The sequence below is a fragment of the Microbulbifer maximicatervae (SeqCode) genome (genome assembly GCF_052468095.1).
In genome coordinates this window covers 1,600,054-1,623,340 of sequence record NZ_CP174332.1, presented here as the reverse complement: position 1 = coordinate 1,623,340, position 23,287 = coordinate 1,600,054, and the positions used below count along the sequence as shown (strand labels likewise).

Here is a 23,287-nt window from a genome sequence, read left to right as displayed (position 1 = left end):
TTAACGATAGTGCTTTGGATGTCAGTGGTAGCTTTGGGTGAAAATAATTCAAGTAATTACCCAGGGATTTGAGGGCCGTCTTTGCCTAACCAGCTATTCAGCAGAGTCCCAAATCGACAAACAGGCAGTAATCCGCTTGATAGAATTTAATATGTTGATTTGTAAGGAAATAGATATGAAAACTTACGCCTCCATTGCTGCGGCAGTTGCTATAGCCATCAGTGGGCATGCAGCCGCCAATACTACCATTGTCATTCAAAACGGTAATGGAAATACAGCAACATCTAACCAGAATGATCCATCAACATCTGGCAACTTTGCAATATTTACTCAAACTGGCGACAACAACTCATCCACCACCGCTCAGACAATCAACTCTACAAACAGTATTATCAATAGCACACAAATAGGTGATAACAACACCGTTTCATCAATTAGTCAATTTGACACCACCACTTCAGCCATTAATGTACTGCAAAATGGCCAAACCAATCTCTTTTTTGCCATGCAAAGCAATACGATGACAAGCACATCAATAAGCACACAAAATGGTACATCTAATGAAATGGTAATTACACAATTTGAATCCAACTTAGATAATATGGTTGTTACCCAGACAGGAGATTCAAATATAGGCGTGCTCGGACAAGACCAAACATCTAATACTTCCCAAATTTTAAATCAGCAGGGAATCTCAAACGTAGTCGGAGGCATTCTAGCTAACGAGACGTCTAGTATTGGCATAATTTTCCAAGATGGAACCTCGAATATTGCAGACTCTATTTTTGAAAATGGTTCGGGGAATTATCAAAGTACCATACAGCTAGGCCTTAGTAATACATCATTCGCTAAACAATCCTCTGCATTTAACAACACTTTTAATCTGCTACAGGATGGTGACTCTAATGATGCCCATGTTGTCCAGGAGTATGGCTCCGACACCTCCATTGAGGTCATACAGCTTGGCACAACTAACATGGTAATGACGGACCAGACTGGATCAACTAATGAGGCAGGACTTGAACAAGATGGCCTCAGTAACACCGCAGACCTCTCTCAAGATGGAGACCTACTTGTAGCCTTTATGGAGCAGGTTGGAGATTCTAATGGAGCTACGATTACCCAAACCTCTACGATGAATACCGCTAGCACCATACAAATGGGCACGACAAACACCCATGACACTACCCAGGCAACAAGTGGAAACTCAGCAACTGCTACCCAGCTAGGTACCAGTAATACAGGTACCATCTTGCAGTAATTCATCGGCCGGCCCCAGTGAGCCTCAAGCTGGAGCCGGCCATACCGGATGATATCGAAAGATTTACATTGCTATAGTAAATCTTTCGATAATTAAAGCTCCCGAGTTTTCACCGCCCCTATTTTAAATGCATGAAAGAAATGACTAACGTAATTAGCCACTTCTTTTTTATGCAAGACAAGGTGCAATATAGGCCTGCAACTATCTCTTTAGGGATTTCTTCTCAGTAGATTGATAATTAAATCCCAAGGAAAATACTGCTCACCTGACCGAAAATCGTTAGGTCATCCTACACCATCACCCAATATCATTTTAACGGTGGTATCTTGGGTGTCAGCAGTAACTTTGGATGGGAACAATTCAAGTAATTACCCAGGGATTTGAGAGCCGTCTTTGCCTAACCAGATATTCCGCAGAGTCCCAAATCGACAAGCAGGCGGTAATCCGCTTGATAAAGATTAATATGTTGATTTGTAAGGAAGTCGATATGAGAGCTTACACCTATATTGCTTCGGCACTTGCTTTAGCAATCAGCACGCATGCTGTCGCCAATACTACGATTGTCAATCAGAATGGCACCGGGAATACAGCAACAGCCAACCAAGCAGACCCCACCACGTCGGGCAACTTCGCGATATTCACTCAAACCGGCGACAACAATTCATCAACCACATCACAGGTAACCAACTCTACAAATAGTGTTATCAACAGTACCCAAATAGGCGACAACAATACGGTTTCGACGGTTGAGCAAGATAATGCTACTACATCAACAATTACTGTACTGCAAAACGGTCAAACTAATTTATTCGATGCCACTCAAACCAATACCACATCGGTAACTTCAACAACCACACAAATCGGCACTTCCAACCAGTTCACCACAACACAACTCAATTCCTCCCTCGATACTGCCGCTATTACCCAAAATGGTGATTCTAATATCGGCTCAATTGTTCAATCAAGCAGTTCAGGGAATGGGATTGTTGTTACCCAACTTGGAACATCCAATGAAGTCGACGGTACTCAGGCAAACGAATCCTCTAGCACGGCAACTGTATTTCAGGATGGAACATCAAATATGGCTACCTTTTTTCAGGTCGCCATTGGCTCGGGGAATGTTCAGAGTACAATCCAGTTAGGGACAGGTAATACCTCTCTCATAACACAATTTACATCTACCGGGGGTACTGCCGAGCTAATACAGGATGGCGATTCAAACGATGCTGATCTTGGACAGCAGGACGGCCTCGGTAATAACCTTTTTGCCGAACAACTGGGTACAACCAATATGGTTTTTGCCTTTCAATTTGGTGACAGCAACGATGCTGAGATCGAACAGGATGGCCTAAGTAATTCCTCTACGCTGTTTCAGCTCGGAGATTTACTGGTTGCCGATGTGGAACAGATTGGAGATTCTAATACGGTTACGATTAACCAATCAATGACGATGAATACCGCCAACATTATGCAAATGGGCACAACAAACACCCATGATACTACCCAGGCAACATCTGGGAACTCTGCAACAGCGACGCAAGTAGGAACCAGCAATATGGGTACTATCTTACAATAATTCACTGACCGGTCTCTGGGAGCTTAACGAGAGGCCGGCCTTTTTATTTCGTCCATTGACGTTTGTTCACCATACATGGACAGACGCAAGATGCTGTATCGCAAGGGGGTTTAGCCGGTATGCCTCCTTGCCGTTATTGGCAAGTATGAAGGCATTGAGCAGGCAGAGCTACTGAGAAAGAACACAGCCAAGACAGCCTCATATCCGATATCCCGTTAACGTAGATAGTGATCTGGCGGCTACCAACAGCACAGCATCATAGAAACAACTGAAGTTAAATTGCTAATAACTTACACGAGATATAGATAGTTTTCGCTGATATTCATTTACAAGCAGTTCTGAGTGCTTGCCTTATACTTGCCAATGAATATTTAGAAAGTATGAGAAAGGAGGACATATCCCTCAGGAGAAATGAGAAATCAGTATAACTGAAAGGAGTAAATATCTATTAGTTACCTTTTCTTCTTTTCTTGGAAGAAAATTAGTGAAACCAAGAAACCTATCAAAACAATAAATCCATCTACCAGTAGTGCTCGATTAATCCCGGTAGCAATATCCGGCGCTGATGCCAATATGGCTGAATTGATCCCCAAACCCACAGCGCCACCTAAAAAACGGAACATATAGACAACAGCACCAGATAAACTGGATTTACAGGCATCCACAGAGGTAATTGCAGCGGTCACAGCGGCAGGGCTAAATATACCCAAGCCACTACCAATCAATAACATACCCGGTACAAAGACTGGGTAGACAATATGATTACCGTGAACCGAAAGCATGAAAAGCCCCAGACTCATCGCCAAAGCACCTGAACAGAGCAGTAATTTGGGGCCAAACCGCTCATGAATTGCTCCAGATACAAATGCAAAAATGCCAGAAGAGACCATAGCCGGCAACAAAGCCAATCCGGCCTGAAATGCAGAATAATGATGCACGCTAATAAAAAGCAAAGGGATATAGACAAGGGTTGCAAAGAAGGCGATAGCGACAAAAAACACACTAACTCCTGATGCCATAAACACACGATTTCTCACCAAGCTCTCTGGAATAAGAGCATCATCTGCCATTCTAGCTTCAACAAAAGCAAAAGTTATCGCAGCCAATAAAGATATTGCCAGAAGACAGAAAACCAAGAGTCGAGAAATACCGGTCTGAGTCATTAAGTCAAGAGCCAACAAAAACAGGAAAAGGGATACGGAGAGAGTTAACACGCCCAAGTAATCAATTCGTTCGTCTTTTTTTTCAAACTGCTCTGACGGGTACTTCAATACGTAAAAAACGACCACAAAGATAGCAATGGGGATATTTATAAATAAAATCCAGCGCCAGCTCAAAAAATCTGACAACACTCCTCCAATAACAGGCCCGCAAGCAGTAGCCACACCTAATGCAGCCAAAACAAAGCCCCCAACAAATCCTGCGCGATCAGATGGCAACAGTGTGTAAGCCATCCCTAGCATTGCCGACCAGGCTAATGCACCTCCCAACCCCATCAATACCCTGGCGATTAACAGTACCCCTACCTCACTCGCAAGCCCTCCCAATAGCGATGAGCAAGAAAAAATACCAACACCAATTAAGAAAACAGTTTCACGCCCATAGATATCCGCCAAACGCCCACTGGTCACAATAATGACTCCATAGGCCAGGGCATAGGCATTCACTACCCAGTGAACGAATGATATGCGGACGGAAAAGTCTTTGGCGATAGCGGGGAGAGCTGGTGAAAAGGCGGTAAAATCACTGGCGATCAAAAATACTGATAAAAAGAGAACAAACAGTCCCCAGATTTGCCCCTCTGAGATACTCTTCATTTTTGTCATTTTTCGATACAAGCTCTCTAAGGTCCTACTTAGTGACACTCTAGTCCATGGGGTCAGAGGAAGAGTCTCATGGCTTGTATAGCTCCATATATTGCATCTGGCGACGATTGATACGTAGATAAGTAGATTGGGAGGCTTACTGACTGAATCCGTCTAGTGACAGCTAATAACATCATTTACTCTTTACTTAAAAAGTGGAGTTAAATAGTGGGATTAATCAACCTGATTCTTTTCCGTTTTAATAACTTCACATTATTGTTTGAAGCTCAAACGAAAGGGATAAGAAATAAGGCCCAGCTTGCACCGGGCCATTAAATCACAGCTTACCAATAATATTAATAAACACCCCGTGACTGTCATAGTCCAGCTGGGTGAGGTCATCAGAGAAGTCGGTAAAGTTGTAGCCCACCCCCAACTTAAGGTGATCGCCAACATGGCGATACAAGCCGATTAAGGCGCCGCTCTTGCTATCCTGGGCATCGGGTAGATCGAGCAGACGGGCTTCCAAGAGGAGGTCCCAGCGTTTGATAAAATGCCAGTCGGCACGCAGTACATAAAGGCTGGCACGGCTATCGAAAAACTCCGGGTCTTCCGTGTCCATACTCAGCTGACCCAGACGATAGGCGTACTTACCACCCAAGGTCCACTGTCGATTGAGATCGTAACTGGCGTCTATCGAAAAGATATGACTCTTCTGGATAAATTCAGTGGAGGTATTTTCAACCGTAACCTGATCCTGAGTCGGCACATTATAGAAATAGGTGTACTTCATCAGGGTATTCAGGCGGTCGTTATTCACCGGGCGATAGGCATAACCCATTACCGCTTCGGTAAATTTACCATCGTAGAATTCACCTTCCGAACTTTTGCTGTCTGAATAGTTGAGCTTGCCAACCAAGCGCCAGTCCGGAGTGAACTGGTAGTTGAAGGTATTTTTTAATAGCCAGGTATCGCGCTCAGTTTCCGATACAATATTTTCGCCCGATACCGTTTCCGATATATCCGTACGGTATTCCAGCGCGGATGCGATGCGTATAGCATCCAAACCATAGCCCAGATTAAAGCCCATGGCATTGCGCTCGGTCTTGGCTCCTGTATCCGGGTCTTCGAGTGTACCCGCCTCCAGGGTAGTGCCATAGGTCCAACGGTCATTGGGGGCCAGATCCATACCCAGGGCGTGGGTCAGACCAGTGGAAACATCACCGTGACTGTAGCGCTCCTCACCGTAAATATTTAGCGTATCAGAATAGCGACTGCGGAAGCCGGTACTCATATTGCCCTTGCGTGCGCGCACACCGGTATCGCTGCGCTCGTTATCCAGCGCATAATTCATATAGAGGCTGGTTCTGTCAGTCACCAGAAAGTCCGTACCGAGTCGGGCAGCTGTGCCGGTATCACCACCGGAAACTTCACTGTCCATGGTCAGGCGGTCACTTACCCGATAAGCGCCACCAAGGCCGATGCGATTGTTCTCTTCGCGGGTACCGGTCACTTCCATCGTATTCTGAACAAAACCAAAGGCGCTCCAACTCTCACCGGAATCATAGCTCGCCTCGACAGCAACATCTGTGCGATCCCCTTCTGTCTGGGTAGCGGCGACAACTTCGGATTCATCTTCACGGCTATCATTGCGAACTGCGGAGGTGAGTCGCCAGTGATCATTGATACGGTAGCCGAGCATCAAGTCCATGGCATTGGTTTGCAACCCCTGCTCTTCCTCTTTGGTGTCGGCTTTGATTCTTACATCAAAACTTTCGCCGATCGGCAGGTTAACGCCACCGCCATATTGGATGGTATCGCCATCCACAAATTGGCCTGGACCGGAAAAACCCGCTTCACGCTCTTGATGGTAGAAATTACCCGAGCCACGCAAACTCTCGAAGAAATCTCCCAGCTGTAAAACGCCTTCCACTTTGGTTGCACTGGCAGCAACCGTGGAATCCAGGCTTTCGTCATCAAAGGTATAGCCGCCATCGAGTGAACTGACGCTATCGAGATTGCTACCCTCGCTGTCGGCCACTTCAATTTTTACCCAACTACTGGCGCTTTTACGCAAAGTCAGGTCAATACCCTGCAAGGAACTTTCATTCTCATCTTCATCTTGCTGAATACTGCTGAGGCCCAATTTGACGTGATCGCCCAACCAGTAGTGGGCACGCCCACCGACAGCCAGGGTATCCATTTCTTCAAAACCTGGTGTGTATTCGTAGCGTGCTACCAGGTATTGGGGATTGCCGTTGTAAGCGCCATCTTCAATGAGCAGTTCATCATTTGCCAGGGAAGATAAGGGGCTGTTAAGCAGGATACGCCCTTGGATATAGTCGATGTCGTAATCAACTACTGCGGTAAGGGTCTTAACTGCGAGCACCAACCCGGAATCTTTATCCCGGACTTCTACCCGTAAACTTTCCGAGCCACTGGAAATGTCCTGGTGGCGGAGGTAATACAGGGAGCCGCCGGTTCCACGATACTCATCGCGCCCGGCAATGGTTCCCGGCTCTGCTCCAAAGGCATCTATTTGAAAGCGCTTCTCACCAAAGCTGGTCATCGCGTCCGTTTCAAAGTGGCCACTACCGCCGTAGAGCGTTCGGTCAATTTGGGCCAGCTCATTATCGGCGTAGTTGGCTTTGAAATTACCCCAGAGACCGTAATCATCGTACTTAGACAATTTCACATAAAATTTGCCTGACGTTGGGGCGTCTTCAACTACGGTGGAATCATCGCCAAACGTCGGGTAATACAAATCACTATCCAGACGGCGGAACAAGGCATCGGGAGACTTTTCCATAAAGTTGGAAAACAGATCCTCTACCGGGCCCTCTTCGGTATCTGCACTGGCCGACAGGCGCCAGCCTTCCCCGAAACCGCCGTTGGTGTAAAACCCCAGACGGCCATCGTAACTTACTGAATTGTCATAGTGAGTTTCGTCACCGGTAACCAGGGCTGCGGGGCCATTGGTTTTATCGTAGCCCACGGTAAGGTCGGCAATCCCTACAGTAAACCAGTCGTTTTTGGCAAAATCCAAATCCCGCAGGAAAAGTTCACCATTACCCTCATCATCAAGTATCGCCACTTCAACCGTATGCATGCCCGGCTCAAAAATTTGCTCGGCGATAAACTGGCCTTGACTATCGACCGGTACCGGATTGCCCGCTAACCATACGGTGTGCCCGGGCGGCACCTGAGTGCCATTGACCAATACACTGTTACCATCCAGAGGGATGTTCCGCTGTGCTAAGCGGTTCTCGCCGTAGCCTACTAATAATTCCCTACCGATATCTTCATTTTCTGCAGACTCTTCAATTTGATCTACCAACCACAGGGTCTGTTCCGTAGTCTCGTCATAGCGGCCCTTGTTGTCATAGGCACGCAGTACGTAGTGTAATTTTTTTAGAGGCGCCTGGAATTCAGAAAATTCTGCATGCCATTCCCCTTTGCCAAAGTGATCCAGCGGTACAATTGCCAGAGGTGTATCGCGCAGAGACTGTCCCTCTTCGAACAATCGCACTTCGGTACTTTTAATAAAAGAGGGATAGTTGGTATAGCTACTGAAAAATACCCGGTTCTCTGCCAGATCGGTATCCGGGTTATCTGCGTAACGGATGGTGTTGGGCCACGCTGTCACATTCAGGCGCGGTTGCATTTTTTTATTGTCGAAGCGAAATTGAATATTCGCTTCTTGCAAGGCCACATCAGTACAGCGCTGTAAGTCCGCCGAGTTTTTATAGGGGTCGTATTCCGGGCTGCCGTCGACAGTAATACGCATCAAGTTAAGTGCATAGGGATTATTGGCTATGGCTTCACGATTAATGCGCTCGATTTCCAAGCGATCACTTTCAGTGAGAATTGCCAGTTCATCGTACAGGATTTCGACCTCAACCCTGGCGCCATCCCGCTGCTCAAAGCCATTGCTCACTACATCTGCGGACTGGACGTAGCCGCGCCCTTCAAATTCCACCTGGCTATCTTCGAGGTTGAGCAACTCCTGTACCTGTGCCATAGCGCGCTGAGCGCGGGCACCGGACAGTCCCTGGTCATCGCCGTAAACCATCGCTTCGCGGCGATCCATACGCTGGTTATCGCTGTAGCCAATAAAGCTCAGACGAACATTCGCTTTATTGGAAATTTCAGCCATGGCCGCACGTATTTGTGTCAGCTGTGCCTGACTGATAATCGGATCGCCATTATCAAAACGAATCGGCGACAGTTTTCCAGCGGCAGATTCATAGGCAATGGTGAGAGTTTCCGCAGCGGCAGCTTCCGGACAGGCCTGAACAGAATCTGTAGCGACTTCCAATGGGTCGTCATACCAAAATTCCACTTCTACGCGACGGTTGAGGGCTCGGCCTTTCGGCGTATCGTTGGCCGCTATTGGTTGACTTGCCCCCTTGCCACTGCTCGTGACCATGGCCGCAGGCAAATTCAGTGCAGAACCCAGGGCCTGAGCGACACGGCGGGCTTCGCTATAGGATCGCTCCTGATAAGCACTCTGTTGGGCTTCCGGATTTTCACTCACGTCCAGGGGGCGGGCGTCGGTATGACCAATAAAGTGAATAACCAGATTGTTTTTATCCGCAAGGTTGGATCGAACCTCGCGGATACGGCGAATAAAGGCTTCCGGCAATTCTATTTGCCCGGGCTCCATCCTCAGTGGCGTCACCAGGTTTCTAAGGCGTGCCCGCTGTTCACTGCCTGCGGCATAAGTAAGCCTACATACCGTTTCCTGGCGGCATACTTTCACCCGGTTGAGCAACAATGCTTCCGCACGGGCACGGTCCGCCATGGCTTTTTCATCCAGGGCGTCATAGGTTACTTTTACCTGTACTCGACGATTCTCTTCACGACCTGCGGTAGTAATATTATCCGCTGTGGGTTCTATATCCCCTCGCCCTTCAACAACAATCATTTGCTCAGGCAGTTCAAGGGCCTCTTGAAGGAAGTCCGCCACGAACTGGGCCCGTGCCAAAGTAAATTCTTCTTTGCTGGCAAAGTCTGCTACCTGTTCCCCGGTAAGGGGATCGGAATCTGTATGGCCAATAAAGTGCAACTTAAAATTGGGCGTCTCACCCAAGTCATTCAAGCTCTGGCGCAGTAACTCCACTGCCTCCAGAGGTATTTCATCCTCAACGCCATAGAACAGGATTGGGTCGATAAAATCTTCCACCACAATCGGGTCCAACGGTGCAACAAATTGAGTTGCATCCTGCAACCATTGATTTGTAGGTGCGCGCAGCAGCATACCTTCAGTATTACTGCCTATCGACTGCTCTTCGAGTTCGGATTGAGCTCCACTTTCTTCAGAACTCAGGCTTGGAATATTTTGCCAGACCTGCCACCAACTAGGCTCATCTACTTGCGCACCCGCTTCCTGGGCCTGCGCTGGAAGTGTCAATGCCAACGCGATCGCAGTGGCGAGACGGCAGTCCCGCCGGGGGAAAAAGCGGGTCGTCTTCGCGGCAGTATTTATCGAGCAAGCTCGCTGATCACGATTCCGTTTTGCAAAGGACATCACTCCAAACCTCCTTTACCAGGAGGCGCTCCACGGCGCCAGAAAACTTCAGTTTCTATGGTCAAATCGTAGTCACCTTCACGGCTCTCCCAGTCCTGGGCGACCTGATCTTTAATTGCCTGCAGACGCTCGTCCACCAGATCCGGATCTTCATTCTCCCCAAGATAGGCAAGGCGTAAAACAGAGGGAGCTTCACTGAGTTTTTCCAACAATAAATCCATTCGGGAATGCCATTGCGGGCGCAATTCTGTTGTGCCCGGTTCAAATACCGCTTCGGCAATATCCAGGCGCACTACCCGGTGCAAGCTGGCTCCAAAGTTGAACTTCAGCATCTTGCCTCGGGTGGCTCGCAGCACACGCGGGTTTTCAGTGGTGAGACGATACCCGCTTGGCAAGCTGCGATCGTCGAGCTTGAGCACAAAATTGGAACCTCGATCCCCATTCGGCACCACTGCGCAGGTAATATGGAATCGACCGTGGGAGTCCGCTGTCGCATTCAGGCCGGTAGCAGTCACCACTCGAGCACCCGGTAAACCACCCTCTCCTTCATCCTGGTAGCCATTCATATTTTTATCGTCAAACACTTTGCCGATAACATCGGTACAGTCGAAGGTGGGATCGGGCACCACGCGCACAGTGGCTGAGGCCTCACCAGAGGCTGCCTGTCCAGAGAGCTGATTAAACATACGGGCGCGGTTCACATATTTGCCCTCGCCCACACCGGAACCCACAACCAATAGCAGTTTCAATACACGGGTTTCTTCCGCTTCCACGCGCAGATCTGACCACCTCAATTGCAGGCCTTCGCTTTCAGGCTCAACCGCTTCTCCATCAAGGCGCGCCGAGCCCGCGACATATTTGAAGCCTGCCGGGAAGTAATCGACTAGCTGTAGATCTGTCAGTGGAATTGGCAGTGTATTGCCAAAAGTGATGGTGTAAGGAACCAACTGACTGCGGGTTACGTTGAGCATGGCCGCGGTTTTGGTGATAGAAAGCGCTCCCTCCAACTCCGGGTCCATGGCGACATGATTGTTGAACAGCTGGCTTTCCCCTGGAATCTGACCATCATCCAAAGTCATTCGCAGGTAGTAGTCCGTTGCCGCATCCCGCGCCTCGACATCAAGAGAGGGGTGAGAGAACGATTCTTGCACCTCACAGTGATTTGCGGTCGCAGGAACCATATCGGCGTTGCTGCCCAGGCAACCAGCCACATCAAAACCGGCAGTTTCGCTGTTTGTCTGAGAAGGAATTACCAGTGATTCACCACCCACATAATCCTCATCCGCGATATCCACCTGAATCAGGTAATCCGCGTTGGATGGACAGGCTGCATCGCTGAAGTTGATATCAAACTTGTAGTAACCCCCAGACTGGGTTACCTGCCCTTGTTGTTTCTCATCATCAAAACAACGCGCAGGCAATTCCTGACCGGAACTCACCCTCAACATAGTGAGGGTGGCACCCTCAATGGCGGAGCGGGTTACTGAATCGTAAACCACGCCATTGGGTGTTAGAGGCAAATTCAAGTCCTGCGGGTTCGCTCCCGAATCTACATAAATTTCACTAATGGACTGCGGGCCGTTGGTGAAATCAGAAACAGAGTTACCCAATGAAGCTGTACTTTCAGTAGCATCTGGTGCGGTGTAACGCATTTCATAGCTAAGGCCACCATAGCTGTTCGGTACGAGCCCCTGGAACTGGAAGTAACCATTTTCATCAGACTGAACTGTTTCCATCAATTCGTCATTGAAATACAGGTCTACCGCCCAATTAAGCAACAGGCTCTCATCCGTATCCAAGGCATCATTGAAATTCACATCGTGCCACAGATAACCAGCCAGGTTGGCAATGCCCGGGGTACCGCCAACGTCAATGGCAACACTGGCCTGAGCGCTGGAAGCCGGATCATTCCACTGTACTTCTGCGGTATTTACTACAGTAAAACCATAATCCAGGTTTTCTGACATCTGCGCCTGGAAACGCAGAGTAACCATCTCTCCCGGTTCCAAATCACCGTAAGTTGTGGCGTAGTCTGCAGTGATTAGCGTGTCGACAACCGTTATTCCATCGGTCTGCCCGTTGAGCATGGCCGAATCAGCGATATAGGTAAGAACTCCATCTCCGGCTATAGCCAGGTCATCGGTGATCTCAATATAAGTTGCTGGGACACCGCTGATATTTTCGACGGTTACCAGGTATTCCAATACCGCACCCGCTTCTGCGGCACCGCCACCGACAACCGCAACTTCTTTCACAATGGAGAGCAACTGGGCATCACCCACGACAACGTCAGTTGGCTGTGCACCGTTGGCTGGGTTGCCATCTGCATCGGTCAGGGTAAGTGCCAACTCATCTGCTTCGACACTACCCTGGTTACTGATAACTGTGCCTGTCGGGGTGCCAGCATTCACCATTACCTCAAATGTGACAGTGGCAGTTTGACCCGAGGTAATAATGCCTTCATTGGCTCCTGGTAGCGGCGGAGTCAGGTCATCGGATGAAACCGGTAGGGCAGAATCCAACTGTGAATTACCACCACCGTTATCCGCGACCACTTCACCATTTAAAGTGGTGGTGCCAGCAACATAAGTAGTGTCATTTGGTACCTGGTCGGTAAGCGCCACTTCGAGAGCATCTACACCACCCATATTGGTGATTGCGATGGTATAGCGAAGTACATCACCCGGATCGACAATTCCTGCGGAAATATAGTCTTCGGCAATCTCCACAGTCTTGTGGGCAATTAACAGGGGTACATCGCCAACAATATCGATCGTGGGATCATTGGGAGCATCGGTATTCGGATCATCGGAGGGCACTTCATCAAAAGTACCGCTACCCGCACCTTCACCATTTACAAACGCTTGGTTTGAAATAACGGTGCCATCATTAACGTCATTAATGGTGACATCAAAGGTGATGACCACTGCAGGTGCGCCATTGGCCGTTGCGCCGATAAAACCATCGGCTTCACCATCGGTATTAATGCTCATACCTGCAGCCAGAGGAGAGGTGCCGCTGACATCAGACAATGTGGAGCCATTCAGGGTGGTAGAGCCACTGACATAAGTTGTATTAGATGGGATCTGATCCAATATCAGGGCATTGATCGAATTCTCATTACCGGCATTTTCCGCGGTAATGGTATATCGCAGGGTATCCCCAACCATCAGCAGATCTGCATCATCAGTCATATCTGCCGACGTTTTTTCTACCACCAGTAATGGCTCTGACTCAATCAGTACTTCTGTGGGATCTTCATCACCCGCCGTATCCGGATCATCGGTGCCGTTGATGTTGGGATCATCACTGTCTTGCAGTAATTGCCCGGGAAGCTGAACCTGGGCCTGGTTGAAGACTTGGGTCCCACTATCAATAACTGCTGCCAGGGTAACTTCATAAACAATCTGGATAGAATCTCCCGTGGTACCGCTCGCCGTAAGATCCAGATTACTGACCTCCAGATAGCCACTATTCCAGGTACCGGCAGAGGCATCGATAGCACTGCTGTCACTGCCAGTCGGAGCACTTACCAACTGTAAAGTGCCCGATTCAAACAGTGCAGAATTATTTAATCGACCCAGGTCATCGGTAATCTCGACTCCGCTCACATCAACACCACTCGTATTGGTCAGTGTCAATGTGTAACGTAAAACTTCCGTGGGACTGGCTGCAGTGGCCGGGTTTTCTCCACGGCTGATATTTTCCACTGCTTTGTAGAAAGTCACTTTCGGCACAGAGGCGCTAATCGAATAAGCGTCCTCATGATCCAGCACACCGGGAGTGCCATCGGTGGGCGCCGCACGGGTGTACTGGCGAACTTCAGTGAGGCTGCTATCCCAGCTGTGCCACTGAGTAACACCAGCAATATTTGTCAGCGTATCCCCATCGACAGTGTCGGCATCCAAATAGGCATCGTAACCAATCAGCAGATGGTAATCCGCATCCAGCATTGCCACTGAACCAATGGAGGTAACTGTGAGGGTGCAGCTATCGTTATCGAATACCGCGCTAAAGTCGGAACCTTCTGTCAGGGTGGCCGTCGTAGTGCCAGCGCTGTCAGTAATTTGCGCGGTGAAATTGGCCGGGGCCGTTTCACACATTCCACCGGGATTATTATCCGGCAAAATATCGGTAACACTAATATCCCAGGCCGGGCCCGTACCGGTATTGTGCAAATCTAAAGTAAAGGTACCGCCTACACCGGACTGAACACTGGTGGGGCCAGTTTTAGTCAGGGTAATAGCCGTGGGCTCTACTACCGTCATGTCCGCCGTAGTATTGCCGCTACCCGCACCCTGCCCCGCAGAGGAATTATCATTATCGTAGTTGTAGCTGTAGCTGGCACTGGCGGCAAAATTCAAACCGTCCACATTCGGCGGGTCCATTTCCAGCAGTCGCAGTGTTACATCAATAACGACTTGCTCGCCGGCGGGCACATCAATTCCGTTAGTGCTATCTGCAATACTGAGACTGGTGGAGCTGCCGTTATTTTCCGGAGTGAAAGATGCACTGCCAGATACTTTACTGGCGCTGACAAATTCCAGATCCGCAGCAGACGTAGTCAGATCCATCAGCACAGTGACATCGTGAAGCGCCGTGGTCTGCACCGTTTCCGGGATGGTAATGCGATAGTTAAACGGCTCGCCAATGGAAGCTGTTAATTGGGTAACTTCAATCAACAGTGGCGCGGCATTGGGAGTATTAAATTGGACACTCACCGGAGAAGTCGGGCCATAATCCTCACGTAAATCGTCAGTGACCGCCACGGAATTCAGAGACGGCAAATCGTTATCATCAAGCGAATAATAAACTTCAACATAGGCCGCATTTTGCAGACTAAGTCCAGCCCCTAAATTAGAATCCGCTTCAACGCGATATACCATTTCCATGGACTCACCAGCGTTGATTCCGTAACCCGTACCTGCGGCAAAATCCCAAACGGCTTCACCATTACTACTATCGAAAGTAGGCGCAACCACTGTTGCTGCGGCACCATTTACCGTGAGGGACTGGACACTGACTCCTCCTTGGCGCAGACCTAAAGGAATCACATCGCGGAATACCGGATCATAGGCTGGTGAAGAACCGTTGTTGGTTATCGTAACGGTATATTCAATCGTATCGCCGGCGGAAAGCGTGCTGCCATCTGCGGGAGTTGAGCTAATAGCTACGGCGAGGTCCGGCTGTAACAGATCCAGTGTTTCACTGTCACTGCGGGTTTCAGCTCCTGTGGCAGCATCAAAACCAAACTCTGCGGTATTGATCAGAGCAGTATTCGCTGCCGGCCAGGGGTGGGAATCCTCATTGAGAACCCGAACAAGGTAACGCACAACAAATTCATCGTTGCTGGTATCGTTATCACCCGTATTGACCAAGTCGGGAATGCTCCAGGTAACCGTAGTGGCACCAGTAGAAGGATCACCAGACTGCACTGGCTCTGCAATATCGGTGTGGGTAAAGGGCGACGCAGCCGTAAATGGTGCTGAAGTCTGGCCATTAATTGAAAGAGTGCTTACAAACACCAATCCCTGGGGCAAAGTATCGACAATAAGCCCATTGGAGGCCGTGCCCTCTGGTAGGGAGAGGGTAATCTGGTATTCAACCAAGTCGCCCACTCGCAATTGCTCATCAGCGCTACCATAGCTGTCATCTGAACGAATTTTGCTAATTGTGCTGTCATTGGCAGCATCTAGCTGAGCAGCAATATTTTCCAGTAAGTAATCATTCAGGCCACCGCTACCATCAGCACCGTTACGTTCATAAATACTGCTGTTATCTTCATCGAGACTGGTCCATTCCACACTGGCAGTTGCGGACAGCGCCGCCGCCGGCTGTACGCTATCGAGTACAACCACATCGAAGACCAGTTCACTGTTATCACCTGCGGCGATATCCAGATCACTATTGGCCCGATCCCAAACCAGGTTTTGCGCAGTAGTAATTCCGTCACCAGTTACGGTGGGATCTGCCTGGGAGGCTCCGGAAAAAGTCACGGTGCCCGGTACAAACTCAAGCCCCAGGGATAACAACTCATTAACCGAAAGATCGTAAGCTGGAGAATTTTCCGCATCACCCGCAGCACTGAGGTCCAAGGTAAAACGCAGTACATCGCCCGCATCCGGATCGTTACCGGGATTGGTTTGATTTGCGACAGAGGCAATTGCACTTATCTCTGGCTCGACGATGGTGAGTGTCGCTGCAGTGCCGGTGCCTCCGGACTGAGAAGTGCCGCCATCAGTCGCGGCATAAGAATAAGTCACCACATTTTCAAAGCTGTGACCGGCCTGGGCTGTGGCATTGTTGGCAACCCGGGCGCGAACTTCAAAAATTGCCACGGTACCGGCTGGGATAATATCGATTGCCAGATCGATATTATTGCCACTGGTATTATCGGTGTAGGTAAGCCCATTAATTTCCTGCAATTGCACCAGCTCTAAGCTGGGGTCTAATACATCGGAAATTTCAATATCGTAAATGGCCGAGGTGGTGCCGCTACCGGGGACCTGTATCTGGTATACGACCTCGTCACCGACAGCAGCAGTAGTCGCTGTTTGCAGTGTTTTTTGTGGAGCAGTCACACTGGTCGCAACAGTGCCCATAGGATAGGGAGTGCCCAAAGTAACTGCAGAGTACTGTTCGCCATTGCTAGCTTCCAGCGACCAGAATTCATCGACGGTAAAAGTGTTAACCCAGCTTTCACCGCCACTAATATCTGTATAGAAACCGATCTCGTAACTGATTTCCAAACAGGTACCCGCTTCAACCGGTACCTGGAAATCGAAGCCCATATCATCACCGCGTGTTGCCGGCCCACTGTAGGTGTAGTCTGCTCCCTGTGTCAGTAGAGCACCGTCGAGGCTCACCTGGAGATTGGCAATGGAACTCCCATCCATTTGCGTCGCTAAATCGTCAGTTAGCGATAGGTTGTAGGCGGGGGCAAGACCCGAGTTACAGGCCTGCAGGGTAAACTGCATAATATCGTTGGCCGGGTCCACATTCATATGGGAACTGGGCCAGGTAGCATCGGTCTTGTTGAGATTGTCGATCACCGGTTGCAGTACAGTAATATCGGCGCTGTCCTGCAAGGTACTGGCGGCACCGGTGTAATTTAGCTGGGCCGTATTGGTCAGGGTTGCGGTAGGCGCGGTGATTCCCGAACCCGCCACTACTTTAGCGGTGTACTCAATAACAAAGTTATTGGTATTACCGAAATTACTGGTGATATCTCCCAGATCCCAGGTCACCGTGCCAGTATCACCGGCACTGGGAACCGAAATCGCTGAATAGGTAAAGTCATTCAGACTATCGCTGTAGGGAGCAGCTGTGTCCCCATTTACGCTGACAACAGTGTCAAACTCCAAGCCACTGGGCAGCGAATCATCAATAGTTACTGCAGGTGTTGTTCCCGCCTGTAAATTCAAGGTGAGCTGGTAAGTGACAGTATCGCCAACACGTAGGGTGCCCACTGCAGTTGCGGTATCTGTGTCGGCAATTACTGCTTTTGTAATGCTGGTATTGTCTACCGTATTGATACTGGCTTCTGCAGGACCAACACAGTAATCATCAGGTGCGGAAATACTGGGGCATCCAGCACCGTCGCGCTCATAGGCCAGGTCATTGATACTGCCATCGTCCAGGGAAGTCCAGTCCAGCATCACACTGTTGCTGATAGGCGAGCCAAAAACGCCTGTAACCTGGGTTCGGTAGGTGAGCACCAGAGTTTGACCCAACGCTAAATCCAGACTGTTATCGCCGTTGTCACGACCCCATACGAGTGGACCTGCTGGAGCTGCCGCTGGTGTGGCAACAAAGCCGGATACTGCGGTACCGCCTATTTCTGCGGTGGGTGTAAAGCTGCTGTCAAAGGTCAACTCTGAAGGCAGCGTATCGACTAAATTCAGCTCATAAGCTGCGGCAGTAGAGCCTGCATCATGCACCACGGTAATAACATATTCCAGCACATCACCACCCACCGGCAGATTGCCGGGATTGGTGGCATTACTCACTGTCTTATTAATCTCGAGTAACGGCTCTACTACCGTTACACTGGTTGTGCTGTCGTTGATATTTTCTGTGCTGCCACTTTCCCCATTGCTGTAAGTAAGCGCGGCATTATTTTGGCGATTGTCACCATCATTAGTGGCGAGATCATTTTCGATGCGGGCAAAATAGGTAATTCGAATCAGCGGAGCAATTGTGCTTCCGGCCGTGTCATTTTCACTGCTGGTATCGACGGTGCCGATATCCCAGGTAGCATTTCCGGAAGTATTATCCCCCGGAAAACTGTTAAAGGCCGATTCAGATGGCGCACTGCCATTAATAGTTTCAATACCGACAAAATCGTAAGTGATATCGTAGTCAGTATTATGAGAGAGTACATAACCCTCAGGGCTACCCAGCTGATCAGTGATAACTACATTTTCACTGATACCTTCCGGTAAACTAATCTCCAGTTGGAATTTTTTATGGGCACCGATGGTGGGAACTACTGAGGTGTCCAAATCCGTTTTAGTCATTGCTAATGACGGCACTTCGGTCTGGGCGCTGGCAGTGGTTTCATAATCGTTGATGGGATCGCCGACATTAGGCAAAACACCAATACGCATGCCGTCAGCGGCACCATCAATGCCAATAGAGTTGCCACTATTAAGGGCAACATCTATACCAGGTAGGGATTGCCAGCGGGCCTCAATGGTGTTGTCCAGGATTTCATGGGGCTCAACGCCCTGCTCTACCTGGACTTCAAAAGTGAATATTTTTGTAATGCCAACCGCAATAGTGTAATCGCTATTACTGCGATTCCAGCTAAAGATGGGAGCATTTGTGCCCACCGTAGTGACATCGACATTATTGGGTGGATCGTTACCGCCCACATTTCCCAGGTAAATAAGATTGCTACCGGTGAGATCGTCGAGCACCTGCAAGTTGTAGGCATCTGCACTGCCAATATTTTCTGCTGTAACCGTGACTGTCAAAATATCGTCAGCATCACTATTGGTAACAGCAAAGGATTTGGTCAGCTGTATTTGTGGCTCGAGTACTGTTATTTCATGGGCATCAAATGGCACCGCCACCGCAGCACCGGACTCATCCACATAGGTAACTTGCGCAGTGGTATAGCTGCCGCCATTACCCAAAACATCACCGTCACTGGTATTACTGCTGTTTTCAATACGGGCAATGAACTCTACCGGAAAATCAAACAGGCTACCGGCTACGGTGGTGAGTTCCTGATCACCAAAATCCCACTCAACGTAATCTGCAGTACCCGTGCTGGTACAGGTAGCATTAAAAGTACCTCCCGGTACAAATCCAGCGGCATCGTAAGGGGAGGCACTTAAATCGATGGTCTCCCCTTCGATACATCGCATACCTGCCGGCAATTCATCACGAATCACAAAGTCTCTCAGTTTCGCTGCGGGAATCTGTGCTGTCAGTTCGTAACGTACCTCTTCACCGACAACCGCTGTGTCACTGCTGGTTCCACTGGCCGTGCCGTTGGAGAACTCAAGGGCTTTCTTCGGCTCTGCCTGTACTTCAATAATCCTCATCTGCGCTTCGGCATCGTCGGACTGGTAGTGGCGCGCCCGACCGGCTGCAGGAGTACCATCACCGACACCATCATTGTCCGTGTCACTGTCAATTTGCGGAGAAGTCTGATTACCGAAATTGCCTTCCAAGCTGTCATAGCGAGCGAAGAATGTATTGGTAAACAGCTGCAGTGGTGCCACTGACTGGTGTGGTTTCACACGGTAATACAGGGTTACAGAGTCGCCCGGGTTAATTCGCTCAAGGGCAGTGGAATGCTCATAGGAAAAAGTAATAATAGCCGGAGTGCCACCATCACTACAGTGAGTAGCTTCCGAATAGTTATTTGCACCAGAGGTAATTCCCACCAAGCCATCGTCGCCACTGACAGTTTCCGAACTGCCATCAGCATCGTTATCCAGGCTATCGGAATCCATTGCCTGCACACACATCTGGCCGGAAGAATCCAGGGTATCAGTTACGACAACATCGTATGCGGGAGCGCGATCAACACCGCTATCCGCAGCCCGATTAGTCACCGTGAGACGGAAGATATAAGTCTGGTCCCGGTGCCCTTCATCGGTAAAATCCACAAAATTGCTACAGCTTGTTCCAGTGCCGTAGAGATTTTCATTACAGACTTTTTTATCGACTTCTATCGAGGGTTCAGTAACAGTGACAGATTCCGACCACTCGGTGATATCTGGGAAACCGGGAACCGTGGTTGGAACACCATCAATATTGGTCAGGGTTCCACTGGTATTGTAGTTATCTACGATAATCGTTTCAGTATCAAAAACCGCAGTAAACTGGGCGCGAGCGTAATCGATACTGTCATTTGCGTGTTGATTCGGATCAGTGTTTTCTGTATCCACTGGGTCATTCAACAAGCGGGTTGTCATATCCGCAAGGAACCAGCGATCTTTCGCTGTAATATTGGTAGTAATATCCCACTGTAAATCTGTCTCACTCAGAGAGTTATTCAGACCACCGCCCTCGACAATATCACTGCTCGAAATAACCACACAATTTGCCTGGGAGGTGGGATCAGGAAGGCTGACATCTGAACAATTTAGCGGTGAATCCGCAATATAGCCCTGGCCGTCGGGAAGGTCATCGATAACATCAATGTCCTTCACTTCAATCAAAGTAAATCCCGGTGTATCGAATCCAAACCAACCACCGGCTTGAATTTCAAAACTACACTCTTCACCAATCAATACACTGCTATTAGGGAAAGCAGTTTCACTGGTCAGCTCGGTACATTCATCGGAACGGTCCTTGACCAGGTTAAAACCCATTACCCGCGCGCGCATACCATCAAGGGTGTAATTGTTGGCCAGCTGCAAACTTGGTGTTGTCTCGGTAATTACGGCTGGGCTCGGAAAGTACAGAGGTGTACCATCATTCAGAGTGATCTCACCGACCACATCAGCGCGAAAAGTCAGGTCGTCATCGGTGGCCGAGTGATTCTTTTCAACCACAAAAATCACCCGCTCTGTATCACCGGGTCCAATTTCACCACCAAGATCACCACTGTCACAGCGATACACTGTTGAGGAATCTGGCAAGTAATCCGGCTGGTTCCATACAGGGTGCTGAGGTACAGTGCCCACATTGGGATTGCCCAACGCCGTACAGCTGCGGTCGTTAGACAGTACTCTCATCGCCTCACCGAAGGTGACATACACTGAATAATCATTTGCATCGTGGCCACCATTATTGGTGATATCCACTGTTAGTTCCGAAGTGCCACTATCGCGAACAATATAGAGGGGGTGAACAGTACTAACATCCAGGTCTTCAGGATCGGGCGTAACCGATTGAGACTCCACTTGGGTCGGTGTGGTAGTTGTAGAGCAGAAGTCCTCATAATCAATCGACAAAACATTGTTACCGATAGCAATATTGCTATTGGGGTCAGTGTTACTGGTAGAGGACTCTTCCTCTACATCCAGGTCTGCTTCTAGATCGTAAAAATCTGGCTCAGTAGTGACTATGCGGAAACGAATTTGAACCAGGTCACCATGACGCATCATGTTTTCCTGATCGGAATAAACTGGGTGGCTTCCGCTACTCAACAAACGAAATTCTGGCTCATTGTTGTTTAGTGGGCTGGGGTCCCATTGATTCCAAGTTGATCCCACTCGCCACTCAAGGGTGTCGACCATCCCATAAAAGGTCGAGCTGTAAGTTGCTCCGTGATTATCTTCGCCTCGGTCGATCTGAATAATCTGTGGCGTGTAGGTGGTATCCACGACATATTCATCGGGCAGATCACTGACAAATTGTATATCTTTTACCGAACCACCCGTCCGATTGTTAATGGTGATAGTTACAAAGCCAGCAGCGCCCAAAGGTTGGTTTAAATTTGTACCAGTAATTGCCTGGGTAATCGTCAAATCATCATCTACGAGTGTGCGCATCTCAGAGGTATCTGAGCCTGGTCCACTGGTAGAGGAAGGGCTGGAAATTCCACCGGTACCGGTATCCCCATCTATTTCACATCCCCACTCCACATCAGAAACAGTGTTGGTACCATTACTACAAGAACTATTAACCTTACCCACCAAGTAGATATCGTGACTTCCACCTGCCTCGACATCAATATTACCTGGGCCACTTGCAAAATTACCGCTCAGCTCAAAGTCATTGACGGTATTGCTGGCGGATATACAACTACTGCCAGAGGGCGCAACGCCATTATTATTCGCAACAGCTAGAGCTGTATTTTGGCTAGGACACGCATAATTGATGTCCATATTTGGGTTAGTCATCAAATCATCGAAGCGTACATCCTCCATATCAGCAGCACCGGAGTTACTGATACGGATACGCCAAACTACATCATCCTCGATATTTCCATATACATTACTGGTAAAGTTAGTCTGAGCTGCATCGACATTGCGTCCACGCTTATCAATTGATGGAAGAGGTTCGCGAAGGGTCAGGACAAAGCTGTCATTGTCAGTCGTTGTCGGAAAAGTACAATAATCAAATTGCGCTGTTGCAGTAAGAGTTCGATTGTTACCAACCAGCTCTTCTTCCTCATTACTCTTACTGCGCACCTCAAATGTAATTGTCATGGTGCTATTTTCATTGCGCGCTGCGAGCGCCGACAAATCATTTTGATCCCAGGTAATGGTGGTGCCACTAATTGTCGGCTCGCCAAGGACAGTACCACTACTGACCGTGGTTGAGTTAGGGACGTATTCCAGGTCCGAGCTACCCAAATCTTCAGTGACAACTATATTTTCAATATGTTGGGTGCTGCCAAAAATACCACTGTAAATACTGGGCACATCAATCTCTATCGTAACTTGCCCGTCACCACACAAAGTACACCAGCTATTACTGGATCGATGATCTACAATATTGAAGCTCGAAGGGTTATCTGGACTAGAGGGACAGTTGTGATCAGCCAAAGCCTGTGGCGCAGACAGCAATGCCCCCCAAAAAGACAAAAGAAGTCCAATAAATGCGTACTTGGAGAATTTTCGCTCAACTACTTCCGACTTCATTATCACTTAACGGCCGCCACTTTCTAATACAGATGTTTGGAGATAAATCGGGCATTTACACCA

The 23,287-nt window shown here is 48.9% G+C and carries 5 protein-coding genes; 2 read left to right on the top strand and 3 right to left on the bottom strand.

The features are described 5' to 3' along the window. Positions 1-37 precede the first annotated feature (37 nt). Both ACJJIL_RS06985 and ACJJIL_RS06980 read left to right on the top strand, forming a co-directional pair. Complete coding sequence (locus ACJJIL_RS06985; protein WP_445358075.1) at positions 38-1,261, top strand: hypothetical protein; 1,224 nt, start codon at positions 38-40, stop codon at positions 1,259-1,261. Positions 1,262-1,610: 349 nt separating this feature from the next. Continuing rightward, the gene (locus ACJJIL_RS06980; RefSeq protein WP_445361514.1) at positions 1,611-2,837 is read left to right on the top strand and encodes a hypothetical protein; all 1,227 of its coding nucleotides are present in this window, start codon (positions 1,611-1,613) and stop codon (positions 2,835-2,837) included. Positions 2,838-3,289: 452 nt separating this feature from the next. On the opposite strand, the gene ACJJIL_RS06975 is transcribed toward ACJJIL_RS06980, so the two are convergent. The 3 genes from ACJJIL_RS06975 to ACJJIL_RS06965 all read right to left on the bottom strand — a co-directional run bounded on the left by ACJJIL_RS06975 (position 3,290) and on the right by ACJJIL_RS06965 (position 23,224). Further along, positions 3,290-4,654, bottom strand: coding sequence for an MFS transporter (locus tag ACJJIL_RS06975; protein WP_445361513.1), 1,365 nt, complete (start codon positions 4,652-4,654; stop codon positions 3,290-3,292). Positions 4,655-4,979: 325 nt separating this feature from the next. Further along, positions 4,980-10,172: an OmpA family protein gene (locus tag ACJJIL_RS06970; protein ID WP_445361512.1), complete on the bottom strand. Its 5,193-nt coding sequence runs from the start codon at positions 10,170-10,172 to the stop codon at positions 4,980-4,982. Next, positions 10,172-23,224 carry an isopeptide-forming domain-containing fimbrial protein gene (locus ACJJIL_RS06965; protein ID WP_445361511.1) on the bottom strand — a complete coding sequence of 4,351 codons (13,053 nt, stop codon included), beginning with the start codon at positions 23,222-23,224 and terminating at the stop codon, positions 10,172-10,174. Before ACJJIL_RS06965 ends, ACJJIL_RS06970 begins: the two co-directional genes overlap by 1 nt. Positions 23,225-23,287: the final 63 nt, after the last annotated feature.